Here is an 11740-nt window from a genome sequence, read left to right as displayed (position 1 = left end):
AAGCATTTGGGTAAGGCTGGAAGCCCTGCTCATATTGATGCTGTCCTCTCTGTGGCTAGAAGAACTCAAATCGATCACTTAACTTCCTGCATCGACTCTCTTCGTCAAAATTGGGTGGACTTGTACGATAGCCTCAAAGAGAAAAAGTAAGTCCAATCATCTTGTTCGCGTAAAACATTTGCGAACAAAATTTTCTTTGTTTTACCTCTATTTCTCCTTAACCGAGCAGTATTGAGACCAGTTCCTCCCACAGCCCGACTCCCTAAGTGGACGAAGTGCCAATCGTTAGCAAATCCATTCTTTGCTGAGTATTGACACATTGGTGACATCGCCACGCGACTTGGCAAGGTGATATCTCGAATTATTAGTGGAGTAAACAAATCCACTTCGGGTATTTCCGAGTCGTGCAGACTCCTTGATTGACAGCCTTGATAACCTGGGGTTTTTAATTCGGTCTGGGCTGGAGATGATGACAAAGTTGTTATGTTCTGTGTAGTCATGATTTGACTTTTCGGTGCTTTATGAACTCACACTTAACGTTTGACTTTCAACTTTTTTTGGCAGACTGATAGGTGGAAACTGGTATTTATGAATCTTGACGATCGTGTTCTCAAAGGAGTCTCTGCTGATTTGCGATCGCCTACGGCGGGGCATAGCCCATCGCATCTTTGTGAGCATATTCTCCCAAAATTCCTGCTTGTCGTGAATCAAGCTCACTGAACGCAGCAAAGCGACCATATAAGATTAAAACATCACCGGGACGGACATAGGTAGAACCTTGCGGTGCGCCGATGTATGACCCAGCCTACATTAGAGTGGCATGTTGGCTCCCACCCAGTTCCATAACATAGACATTGTTTGCTGAACTTGAACACTAACGCTAGTTGGTAAATCTAAGGAAAATCTGAGGAGATGCTGGGAGGCAGAAGGTAGGAGGTAGTCCAGGGGAAACGCATCTTATTTCCTAATAAAAACTAAAGAAGATTCAAAAATGACATAGATAATTGTCAGTAGACCGAAAAGTTTGGCGATCGCTAAAAAATAGTAGTTTATGATACCGTTTTTTCAGGAATGTACAACAGCCGATTTCGAGAAAACAAATATAAGTCGAACTTAGAATAAAAGTGGTAAAACGACCAAAATCAGCCAGACGGTAAATAAATTTCGCAGGCTAGTCCATAGTTACGGTCTATGGCTTGGCGTAAAAATTCAAGCATCTGTTTGAGGGTAAATAGATGAGAAAAAACTTGTCTGGTACTTCTTTTTAAACGGCTGACATAAAGCCAAATTTGATTATGCAGATGCAAAGAGCCGTTAAAAATCAGGTTGTATAAATTATAGCTATTGAAGCAGCTTAATAGTTACTTGAGACAAATGGTTATTTATTAAACAATTCAATAATATGACTTCAAAACAAATTTGATGTTATCCATGACTACAACCGTTACTCAAATGAAATGTGCTTGTCCATCTTGCCTATGCGTTGTTTCTCTGACTGATGCTGTCATCAAAGATGGTAAAGCTTACTGTGGAGAAGAATGTGCCAATAATCATCCCAATGGGCAAGGCTGTGGTCACACAGGCTGTGATTGTCAATCCAATTCGCAATTACCAATTCACAATTCGCAGTTACAATCAGTGGTAGCTTGAACTCACGACCTAGAAGCACCACTGAATCAAAAATTCAGTGGATAATTTTAATGCACTCACACTCTTTCTGTGGTTCAAAAAGCGTGACAAGACATAGTGAACCGGACGCTCACCTAATGATTAAGTACACAATCATGAAGCAGAGCATCTTTTACTACTGATAGGTCAGTAGAAATGAATTTGATAAAATAGGGGATATGTGAAGAAGCAAGCTTTCCGAAAACAGGCGCTCGCCAAGCCTTGTCCCAGCAAAAAACTTGTTGTGAAGTAACTTTAGGTGGTAAGAGTGAAAAATGGTACACATACCCCAACGAATAATTTCAGAACGAATCGATGATGTTGTTCTGCTGCTAGAGGTGATGAAAAAAATGGGACTGCCGGAAATTTAGTTCGGCGAAGGCTTCTATAATTGCGATTTGAGACATGGGAGAGATGCATTAATGAGTAAACTTGAAAACCAATACCAACTCTTCGAGTACAGTATAGGAAGATATCACGTCTCATTAGGATTATGCCAACCGCCGTCGGGGGGAATCATACGATCCGCCAAAGGAGGCCCCCAGCTATGGGGTGCGTATTCGTAAACAGGGGTTGCTCGATCTAGGATAGGAGCGACAATTTGCCACTGTGCTTCCACCTCATCTTGGCGAGCAAATAACATGGAGTCGCCTTTCATGGCATCTTCAAAAAGCCGCTCGTAGGGATTCATCTCATTGCCATGCTCGACTTGAGCGACTAGTCCGACTTCGCTACCCACCATTCCGTCGCCTGGGGTTTTAGAGCGAATGCCGATCGCAGTCAGCACATTTGGACTAAGACGAAAGTAGAAATAATTTGCTAATCCAAAGGCACGCTCGCCAAAAACATCCTGCGGCGGACGCTTGAGCCTGACCACAACTTCAGTAGTTGTACTCGGTAAACATTTGCCTGCACGAATGTAAATCGGAACGCTAGCCCAGCGCCAAGTATCAATGTTGAGCTTAACCGCCGCGAAGGTTTCGACCTTGGAATCAGGAGCTACACCAGATTCTGAGGCATAGCCCTTGTACTGCCCGCGCACTACATTTGAGGGTTCGATTGGATCTATGGACTTGAGCAATCGCGCTCTTTCATCTCGGATGGCTTCATGCTGCTCGTTGATGGGCGGATCCATCATTAAACACGCCGTCACCTGAAGTAGATGATTTTGCACCACATCCCGAATAGCGCCTGTCTCTTCATAAAACTGTCCCCGTCCATCGATGCCAAATTTTTCAGCCATCGTGATTTGGATGCTGGCAATACTGACGCGATGCCAAATCGGTTCAAGTAATGAATTGGCGAAGCGAGTGTAGAGAAGGTTTTGGACTGGTTCTTTTCCCAAGTAATGGTCAATCCGAAAAATATGACTTTCGGGAAAGATAGAGTGCAGAATGCAGTTCAGTATTCTAGCCGATTCTAGATCGCGTCCAAAGGGTTTTTCTACCATAACGCGACCATTCTTTACACAACTTGATTGACCTAACCCTTCGACAACCGTCGCAAACAAACTGGGAGGAATGGCTAAGTAATACAGAGGAGCTTCAGCTATTTGGAGTACCTGGCATAATTTATCATAGGTGGCGCGATCGCTATAATCACCAAAAATATAGTAAAGTAATGAACACAGTTTCTGGAAAGCTGCCTCATCAACGCTAGCATGTTCCTCCAGGCTCTTACGCACATAAGATTGTAATTGTTCGATGCTCCAATCTCGCCTACCCACTCCAATAATTGGAATGTCAAAATGACCGCGCTGAATCATCGCTTGTAAGGCAGGAAAGATTTTTTTATAGGCTAAATCACTTGTGATCCCAAAAAATACCAGGGCATCGGAGAGTAAAGCTGCCATGATTAACCTCCATATCGACGCAGACAGGGGAAGCAGGGGAGCAGGGGGGTAGAGGGGCACAGAGGAAGAAAGCTGATTAAAATCCCCGTGTCCCCGTGTCATTTTTCCAGATGCCCACCGAACTCGTAGCGCAACGCAGAGATGAGTTTATTGGCAAAGTCTGATTGACCGCGAGAGCTAAATCGTGTGTAGAGGGCTGTACTAAGGACGGGAATAGGAACTCCTTCTTCAATGGCTGCCATTAGTGTCCATCGACCTTCTCCAGAGTCAGATACGCGCCCCTCGAAGTTGGCTAAATCGGGGTCTTTGAGAAGGGCGATCGCGATTAAATCAAGTAACCAAGAACTAATCACGCTCCCCCTGCGCCACACCTCTGCTATATCTGCGAGATTAAAGTCGTATTGGTAGAATTCCGGATTTCGCAAGGGAGCCGTTTCTGCATCGACTTGATGCAACTGTTTGCCAATATTGGCATGGTGAAGAATGTTCAACCCTTCGGCATAAGCTGCCATGATGCCGTATTCAATGCCGTTGTGAACCATTTTGACAAAGTGCCCTGCACCGTGAGAGCCACAATGCAAATAGCCCTGTTCAGCTGTTCCCCCCATTAACTCACGACCAGGGGTGCGCGGTGCAGCTGATACACCAGGAGCCAGCGCTGCAAAGATGGGGTCAAGATATTTCACCACCGCCAATGCACCACCAATCATCAGACAGTAGCCGCGTTCTGCCCCCCAAATGCCACCGCTAGTTCCACAATCAATGTATTCAATTCCTTTGACTTTTAATTGATCTGCACGACGAATGTCATCAATATAGTAAGAATTGCCACCATCAATGATAATGTCGTCAGCGTCTAGAAACGGCATGAGAGTGTGTAGGGTAGCATCTACTGTCGCGGCGGGTAGCATCAGCCAGACGGTGCGGGGTGGCGTGAGTGCTTCGATGAGTTCAACGAATGATGTTACACCACGGGCGATCGCTCCTTCCTGAACCAGCACCTCTGCTTTTTGTGGCTGACGAGTGTAGCCAATGACGGTATGTCCAGCCTGGGTTAGACGGTGTGCCATGTTAGCTCCCATTCGTCCTAGTCCTATCATTCCTAGTTCCATAACATGCCCTGTATTCAAGTGAGAAAAATTGGGAGTATCCATCCCGCAATAGCACCAGTAGCGCAGACGGCTGTTAGAATTGAAAAAACTTCAGTTCGGCTAAACTCTATTAGCAACAAATGTTCGACGGACTGGTCTAATGCCATATCCAGGGTAAAAATGCCAATCCAGGATAGAGCGATCGCTATTGCCCAGCCCAATAATCCGCTTGATATCGATGCTCCAGTTAGAATCCATGCAGAACCGAATGTGAGAGATAACAATCCCGCCCAGACGGGAAAGCCAGTGAGTATGCAGCCACGGACTGCGGCAATTGCCAAAATTAACATCGGTATTGCAATCGTCGAGAAATGGCGATCGAGCCAGAGAGTCCATCCCAATCCTCCATATCCCAGCATTAGCACCGTCAGCCAAACTAGACTATAGAGAAAATGTTTCCAATAAAATTCTTTTGATTCTGGTCGGTTATGGTCTTGTTCAAATGTAGTTACAATTTTGTTAACCATAGGTCTTATACCTTTCTACAAAGACGAATCAGTTAACCAAGCCTGAATCTAGGATTTGTCCAATTTTTTCCATTTCCTTATCTTCTTAACGAATCTGCCCTAACGTTAGTTGACAAATCTAAGGAAAATCTGAGCAGATACTGATACTAAATTGCGTTTAGAAACACTTATCTCTGCTTTCACAAAAGCATTGCTCTTTAAACATCCTCATTTTTTGCTTAGATTATCTCGCTACAATTCCCAGGTAACAGCAAAGGAAATATTTTAGGACGTGCGATCGCTGAATCAAGCTTCCACCATTTCGCCGACTACAATTGGGATGTTGATATGGGCGCACCTAACTTTGTAACCGAACCCCCTGGAAATGGGATGAAGCAAAACCCACAAGCCCTTGAACATATTAAAGCCTATGTGCGAAACTTAGCCCTCTGGCTGGCTCCTACCTCAAGTTAAAGGAAAGTCTCCCATCCTTAAAGACTATGTGTAAACAGCCTTTATCAAACCTTTTTCGATATGTCTTAATTACGAATTACTGTCTTCGTAGCGGTAGCGAGTCCGCGAGCGTCATTACGAATTATAAATTAGTATCACTTCCTGCCTGAGGTCATTCTGCAATCCATCCGATGGTATTGTCTCTATGCCTTCAGTTATCGAGAACTGGAAGAGATGATGCAAGAGACAATAATAGGCTTGGCTCTGGTTACGATTGGTATAGTCATCTCTTGCCGGGGCTTGAAAACTATCTCTGACGATGCGTGGCGCGTTTTAGTAGTAGTCATCGGGCTGATCTGCATCATTTTGGGAGTTGCTATCAGTCATTGGATTGTCAAACTGTTGCTCTTCATACTTTTGCTGAGTTTTAATAAGAATCGGGAGTATCCATCCCCCAATGGCACCAGTCATACAAACGGCTGCTAAAATTGAGAAAACTTCAGTTCGACTCTCTGCTTTCACAAAAGCATTGCTCTTTAAACGTCCTCATTTTTTGCTTAGATTATCTCGCTACAATTCCCATGTTGATCTAGTAATTAGCTCATGCTGCAAGAGGAACCCTAGGGAGTGAGATCATGACTAAACCAATTCAAATTCTGTTACAGACAACAATTCCCACCAATGAAGATGATTGGTATATTGGGCGATTTTCTTTGCTAAAGGACTATTTAGCTTCGTTGAAAAGTGACACTGGGGAACCGCTGTACCAGGTAACAGCAAGGGATCGAGAAAATACTGCTGAAAAAAACGATCCAGTTTTAAGTACGCTGGAGAATTCAGATTTTGATGAACTGTGGCTGTTTGCTGTGGATGTAGGGGATGGCATAACTCCAAAGGAGTGTCAGAGCATCAGTGCCTTCCGTCAGCGCGGCGGCGGTTTATTGGTCAGCCGTGACCATCAGGATTTAGGTTGTTCGGTTTGCAATCTTGGTGGTGTCGGCGCAGCCCATTACTTTCACAGTAAGAATCCCGATCCCGATCCTTCGCACCACTACCCTGATGACATCTACACTAAGAATATTTCCTGGCCCAACTTCCATTCTGGGTTAAATGGTGACTACGAGAAAATTACTCCCATAGAACCTATTCATGACTTACTCAAGAATCCTACATCACCTTCTGAGGAGATTGAATTCTTTCCGGCTCATCCCCATGAAGGAGCCGTAGGTGTGCCTGCAAACGAGAAGAATGCACGAGTAATTGCCTTGGGTAAAAGCTCAGTCTCCGGTCGGGACTTCAACTTAGTAGTTGCATTTGAAAGTACGCAGGATGAACAAGGAAATATTTTAGGACGTGCGATCGCTGAATCAAGCTTCCACCATTTCGCCGACTACAATTGGGATGTTGATATGGGCGCACCTAGCTTTGTAACCGAACCCCCTGGAGATGGGATGAAGCAAAACCCACAAGCCCTTGAACATATTAAAGCCTATGTGCAAAACTTAGCCCTCTGGCTGGCTCCTACCTCAAGTTAAAGGAAAGTCTCCCATCCTTAAAGACTATGAGTAAACAGCCTTTATCAAACCTTTTTCGATATGTCTTAATTACGAATTACTGTCTTCGTAGCGGTAGCGAGTCCGCGAGCGTCATTACGAATTATAAATTAGTATCACTTCCTGCCTGAGGTTATTCTGCAATCCATCCGGTGGTATTGTCTCTATGCCTTCAGTTATCGAGAACTGGAAGAGATGATGCGAGAGACAATAATAGGCTTGGCTCTAGTTACGATTGGTGTAGTCATCTCTTGCCGGGGCTTGAAAACTATCTCTGACGATGCGCGGCGGCCAACCAACTTTGGTCATGACCATGATTATAAATTTGGCTCAAAAATGATGTCTAATCTCACGCTAAATGCTGTTGGGGGGAATAGATAGGGGTTTCGCTGGATTAAAATTTATCCAAGAATTAGTACAAGAAAATAAATATTTTGTGTTGCGGATAAAAAACAATTGGAAACTAGAATTTCAGAACTCAACTGGATTAGTCAAAGTCGGTACATCTGATGATGCTCAAGCTTATAGAGTCATTAATTTTTGTGATTTAGACACGAAAACTAAGTTTCGCTTAGTGACTAATTTACCAGCATCGGGAGATGCCGCAGTTAGTGATGACGAAATTAGGGATATTTATCGGTTACGTTGGGGAGTTGAATTGTTATGGAAGTTTTTAAAGATGCACTTAAAACTTGACAAATTAATTACTAAGAACGTCAATGGTATCACCATACAAATTTACATCAGTTTAATTGCATATTTGATTTTACAGCTTTTATCTATACCCAAACAATGGGGAGATACTCTATTAAATAAATTCCGTTATTTACAATCATGTATGTGTCAAAAAATTAGTTATGTTCATTGGCTTGATGAGATAATGTTATGTTGACTATTTTAGGCTTTTTAGAGTTATTTTAACTAAATATGTAAAGTTTTGTATCTACAATTCAACATTTCTGGTATCCTGTATATCTTGAAGAGCCTGGGTTCATTACTAATCCACTTGAATACACTTCCGGCCTGCTGCTGCTGCTGCTTGAGGGGTATAATACAGTCTTTGTTCACCAAATACCGCGCCATCAGCACTAACTAACCGAAACTGCCAGAAATATATCTGTGTGTTAAACACCACTAAAGTAAAGTTTTCAATGCCAATAACAGAGTAAATTTTGATGAGAGACATGATGGTCTTTAATCTAGCTTTTTAAGATGTTATGTGATGAACTGATTTATTTAGTTAAGAAAATTACAACATTTTTAACCAAGCAAAGTTAGTGATGATGAAATTAGGGATATTTATTGATTGCGTTGGGGAGTTGAATTGTTATGGAAGTTTTTAAAGATCACTTAAAACTTGACAATTTAATTACTAAGAATGTCAATGGTATCACTATACAAATTTATCTTACTTTAATAGCCTATCTAATTTTACAGATATTATCTATCCCACAAAAATTGGGACATACGCTATTAGATAAACTCAGCTATTTACAATCTTGTATGTGTCAGAAAATCAGTTATGCTTATTGGTTTGAGGAGATTATGTTTTATTGACTATTTTAGGCTTTTTAAAGCTAATTTAACTAAATATGTAAAGTTTTGTATTAGATTCAACATTTCTGGATTTGATGTTTATGTTTAAAATCGCCAAAATGCATAATTTTTCCATTTTGAGTCATGCGTTCTGCCAGAATCTGCCAATAAACTTCTTCATAGCCATCTACCATTTTTTGTACGCTAAAACAATTCTCGACATGTTGACGACAAGCATGACGATCTAGTTCTGCCACTTTGTTAACGGCATTAACACATTCAGAAATACTATTACAAATAAAGCCAGTTTTTCCGTAAACAATTACTTCAGGAACTGAACCTAAATTCATGGCGATGACTGGTGTTCCTGCTGCCATTGATTCTGTCATTACCAAACCAAAGGGTTCTCGCCAAGTAATCGTAAATAAAGTTGCTACTGCACCCCCCATCAAAGCATTCTTTTGAACATGGTTAGCTTCACCCAAATACTGAATTTGCTGACCATCAATTAAGGGCTGAATTTCTCGCTCAAAATACTCCATATCAACGACATCCACCTTAGCTGCCATCTTTAAACGCCAACCAGCCTCTTTTGCAATCTGTATTGCTAAGTGCGTTCCCTTTTCTGGTGAAATTCTTCCCAAAAAAGCCAGATAAGGTGGTTCGTCCGGCTGAGGATGAAACTTATGACTACTGATATCAATGCCATTGTAGACAGTTGCTACATAATTCAACCCTAACCTAGATTCACGTTGGGAATTGGAAATACTTACATAGGGCTGGTTTTTGGCATATTGAAACATCTTTTCGTTATCAGGGGTAAAGATACCATGTAACGTGGTAACTGTCGGAGTATTAACTAAATTCGCATAGGGCAACGCACTCCAGCCCATATGTGAATGAATTATGTCAAAGGTTTGGGCTCGCTCATATACCAAAGCCAGTTCCAACATTTCATAGATGTTACACTCTTTGATGCTTGAATCTAGTCTCAAAGCATAAGGATGAACTGATTGCAGCTTTGCCAAAGTTATTGAATCTCCCGATGCAAATAGCGTTACTTCATGCCCTCGCCTAACTAATTCATCGGTCAATAAGCCCACGACTAATTCTGTTCCACCATAACCAAGAGGTGGAACTCTCTCCCAAAGAGGAGCAATTTGAGCAATCCGCATAGAAACTCCTAAAAACTTAAGACTAGAATTTCAAGAAAGTCTTTCTTTTAAAAAGGGTTTTACAGTGCGCGTTTGCCCTTGGCCGCAGCTTCCGTAACCCTACCCCTACCCCTATGTATCTTTTAATTATCAAACTTGGAACAAATTGATTTTCCTAACGTTTTTATTGCTTAGAGTTATAGTTAAAAAAGAATTATTTATTTTCTATCAATAGTCTTAGGTTTCCAATAAATTAATACTTCAAAAGTAGTAATTGGCAGTTACCATATTTGTATACAAAAATCCCAGAGATCATGTTACATCTGCGATGCCAATTCCTAGCTAAAAGTTGGGACAAATATGTAGGCTCTATTTTTAATTCTTTCCTCCAGCCATTTTGTGCTTGATAAAATTTATACTCAAGTTATCTCTTAGCAAAGTTTTTGTTGTATTAAATACTAAGTAATAAATCTCGATTATTACCAAATTACTTATTTTCAATCTTTTTGAGACAACTCATCAAGATTTATTGTCGTGGTTTTTAACAAACTTATGTAAATAAAGTAACCTTATACTTAAATATACGTTTTAGCGTAGGCGCAGCCCGCCGCAGGCATCGCTCGTTTAAAGTCCGACATCACAAATTCGCGTTGCTCCTGACACATTTGACTGTTACAACACCATTTCACAAGCTGGGACCGAAGTGGTAATTCCACCGCGCAGTAACGCAAAAATTTAACAACGCACAAACAGCAACACGAAGCCTCATCCTAGAGATGAAAATCTGCTGCGGGTGAACCAAGTCGGATGTAAACAATGGAAACAAGAAAGTGGGTATCATCGACGTTCATTATCCGAGACAGCTATGTTTCAACTCAAAATTATTTTTGGCGGTAAGCTAAGACGGCACTTTTTTGACAATCAAGCTGTTAAGTTATTTCTGCAATGTGCTGCACTTAATCGCATGATTTAATTAGGCAAACCAGATAGCTACAAAGTGGAAAAATAATCATTAACTCTGCTAATAGTTGGTGTGTCTTTTTTCTGTTTCATGCAACAAAGCCTAAAAAAGGCATTGCACCTAACCTTACCACCCCAGTTGCTCAATAATCTGCTCGCCAAGCTGCAAGACATTGAACGGCTTCAGGATCACTCCAGCAAATTCAGAGGGGTCAAATCCCAGCGAATCGTCTGACGGGTCTGTGGCGGTAAACAAGATAACCGGAATCGACTGCGTAGTCGGATTAGTTTTCAAAGATTGCAGCATAGTCAGTCTATCTTCACCATACAGGCTTAGATCGAGCAAAATCACGTCTGGGTGCTGCGTTTCTGCCTGCATCAGTCCTGCCTGTGCAGACTCAGCTGTGAGGATTTTCCAGCTTTTGAGGCGTTCTAGCGTGAACTTGACAATGCTGCACAGGTCAGGTTCATCGTCAATCACCAGGATGCATCGATTTGTATAAGAGGACATAATACCAATTCGTTATTCGTAATGAAGGGGCGTCAGATTTAATCTGGTTTCATGCAATACAACTTCTCTCTAAATTGATTGATGGAAAATAACAAAGTACGTTCGCGTAGCATTGCTGCTAGCATCATTATTTGAATCAATCTCTTGAGAGCTAATTTGTAAACTAAAGTAAACTACTTGTCTAGTAAGGGTTTTAGGCATTTAAGTTAATAAAGCGCTTATTCGCTGAAACTCAGACCTAGTAATGAGTTAAGTACCCTTAAGATTTTCTTTACGAATCAGCTCTAAGGGATGAAGTATCAATTACTAATTAGGAATTTCCAAGAAATAAATGATCCAATTTATTCATAATTCTATTTTTCTTACTCCCCCTGCTCACGCCAGTTTGCTCAAGTCGGGAAACCCTTGACGCTCGAAGACTCGCTACCGCTTCGCTAACGGCAGTTCCTCCTGGGG

10 protein-coding genes and 4 pseudogenes are annotated in these 11740 nt (G+C 41.8%); 6 read left to right on the top strand and 8 right to left on the bottom strand.

Going from position 1 to position 11740, the window contains the following annotated elements; genetic code table 11:
* Positions 1-233: 233 nt before the first annotated feature.
* Positions 234-500, bottom strand: a pseudogene (locus tag VF06_RS43100) (oxidoreductase); the annotation flags it as partial.
* An 88-nt stretch (positions 501-588) separates the two neighbouring features.
* On the opposite strand from VF06_RS43100, the gene VF06_RS43095 reads away from it, so the two are divergent.
* Together VF06_RS43095 and VF06_RS32565 are read left to right on the top strand one after the other, a co-directional pair.
* Positions 589-720: a hypothetical protein gene (locus VF06_RS43095; protein WP_257207619.1), complete on the top strand. Its 132-nt coding sequence runs from the start codon at positions 589-591 to the stop codon at positions 718-720.
* A gap of 711 nt (positions 721-1431) precedes the next feature.
* Entirely contained in the window at positions 1432-1650 is a 219-nt protein-coding gene (locus VF06_RS32565) for a metallothionein (RefSeq protein ID WP_099070196.1), read from the top strand.
* A gap of 493 nt (positions 1651-2143) precedes the next feature.
* Here VF06_RS32565 and zwf read toward each other — a convergent pair whose 3' ends face one another.
* The 3 genes from zwf to VF06_RS32550 all read right to left on the bottom strand — a co-directional run bounded on the left by zwf (position 2144) and on the right by VF06_RS32550 (position 5138).
* Entirely contained in the window at positions 2144-3520 is a 1377-nt protein-coding gene (zwf, locus tag VF06_RS32560; protein ID WP_099070163.1) for a glucose-6-phosphate dehydrogenase, read from the bottom strand.
* 98 nt (positions 3521-3618) lie between these two features.
* Positions 3619-4620 (bottom strand): phosphogluconate dehydrogenase (NAD(+)-dependent, decarboxylating), encoded by a 1002-nt coding sequence (gnd, locus tag VF06_RS32555; protein WP_257208147.1) that lies wholly within the window; start codon positions 4618-4620, stop codon positions 3619-3621.
* A gap of 26 nt (positions 4621-4646) precedes the next feature.
* Positions 4647-5138, bottom strand: a complete 492-nt coding sequence (locus VF06_RS32550; RefSeq protein ID WP_099070165.1) for a hypothetical protein — start codon at positions 5136-5138, stop codon at positions 4647-4649.
* Positions 5139-5390: 252 nt separating this feature from the next.
* Between VF06_RS32550 and VF06_RS43430 the strand changes: the two are divergent.
* Positions 5391-5591 (top strand): annotated as a pseudogene (locus tag VF06_RS43430) (hypothetical protein); the annotation flags it as partial.
* 312 nt (positions 5592-5903) lie between these two features.
* Here the strand turns inward: VF06_RS43430 and VF06_RS39785 are convergent.
* Positions 5904-6092 carry a hypothetical protein gene (locus VF06_RS39785; RefSeq protein ID WP_100793681.1) on the bottom strand — a complete coding sequence of 63 codons (189 nt, stop codon included), beginning with the start codon at positions 6090-6092 and terminating at the stop codon, positions 5904-5906.
* Between the two features lie 113 nt (positions 6093-6205).
* On the opposite strand from VF06_RS39785, the gene VF06_RS32535 reads away from it, so the two are divergent.
* On the top strand, positions 6206-7105 hold the full coding sequence (locus tag VF06_RS32535) for a hypothetical protein (protein ID WP_099070166.1): 900 nt from the start codon (positions 6206-6208) through the stop codon (positions 7103-7105).
* Positions 7106-7420: 315 nt separating this feature from the next.
* Positions 7421-8015: pseudogene (locus VF06_RS32530) on the top strand (IS4 family transposase); the annotation flags it as partial.
* 105 nt (positions 8016-8120) lie between these two features.
* Here VF06_RS32530 and VF06_RS32525 read toward each other — a convergent pair.
* The gene (locus tag VF06_RS32525; protein WP_099070167.1) at positions 8121-8309 is read right to left on the bottom strand and encodes a hypothetical protein; all 189 of its coding nucleotides are present in this window, start codon (positions 8307-8309) and stop codon (positions 8121-8123) included.
* Between the two features lie 87 nt (positions 8310-8396).
* On the opposite strand from VF06_RS32525, the pseudogene VF06_RS32520 reads away from it, so the two are divergent.
* Positions 8397-8680 (top strand): annotated as a pseudogene (locus tag VF06_RS32520) (transposase); the annotation flags it as partial.
* A 56-nt stretch (positions 8681-8736) separates the two neighbouring features.
* Here the strand turns inward: VF06_RS32520 and VF06_RS32515 are convergent.
* Both VF06_RS32515 and VF06_RS32510 read right to left on the bottom strand, forming a co-directional pair.
* Positions 8737-9834, bottom strand: a complete 1098-nt coding sequence (locus VF06_RS32515; protein WP_099070168.1) for a glycosyltransferase family 4 protein — start codon at positions 9832-9834, stop codon at positions 8737-8739.
* 1066 nt (positions 9835-10900) lie between these two features.
* The gene (locus VF06_RS32510; RefSeq protein ID WP_099070169.1) at positions 10901-11284 is read right to left on the bottom strand and encodes a response regulator; all 384 of its coding nucleotides are present in this window, start codon (positions 11282-11284) and stop codon (positions 10901-10903) included.
* Between the last annotated feature and the right edge of the window lie 456 nt (positions 11285-11740).

This window comes from Nostoc linckia z4, assembly GCF_002608075.1.
GTDB classification, from domain to species: Bacteria; Cyanobacteriota; Cyanobacteriia; order Cyanobacteriales; family Nostocaceae; genus Nostoc; species Nostoc linckia.
This window is presented reverse-complemented; position numbering and strand designations above follow the sequence as displayed.

Bases quoted from the DNA above. Each gene is read 5' to 3' on its own strand.
- VF06_RS32550 (WP_099070165.1), bottom strand. From the start codon at position 5,138: ATGGTTAACAAAATTGTAACTACATTTGAACAAGACCATAACCGACCA.
- VF06_RS43095 (WP_257207619.1), top strand. From the start codon at position 589: ATGAATCTTGACGATCGTGTTCTCAAAGGAGTCTCTGCTGATTTGCGA.
- VF06_RS32535 (WP_099070166.1), top strand. From the start codon at position 6,206: ATGACTAAACCAATTCAAATTCTGTTACAGACAACAATTCCCACCAAT.
- zwf (WP_099070163.1), bottom strand. From the start codon at position 3,520: ATGGCAGCTTTACTCTCCGATGCCCTGGTATTTTTTGGGATCACAAGT.
- VF06_RS32565 (WP_099070196.1), top strand. From the start codon at position 1,432: ATGACTACAACCGTTACTCAAATGAAATGTGCTTGTCCATCTTGCCTA.
- VF06_RS32525 (WP_099070167.1), bottom strand. From the start codon at position 8,309: ATGTCTCTCATCAAAATTTACTCTGTTATTGGCATTGAAAACTTTACT.
- VF06_RS32515 (WP_099070168.1), bottom strand. From the start codon at position 9,834: ATGCGGATTGCTCAAATTGCTCCTCTTTGGGAGAGAGTTCCACCTCTT.
- VF06_RS32510 (WP_099070169.1), bottom strand. From the start codon at position 11,284: ATGTCCTCTTATACAAATCGATGCATCCTGGTGATTGACGATGAACCT.
- gnd (WP_257208147.1), bottom strand. From the start codon at position 4,620: ATGATAGGACTAGGACGAATGGGAGCTAACATGGCACACCGTCTAACC.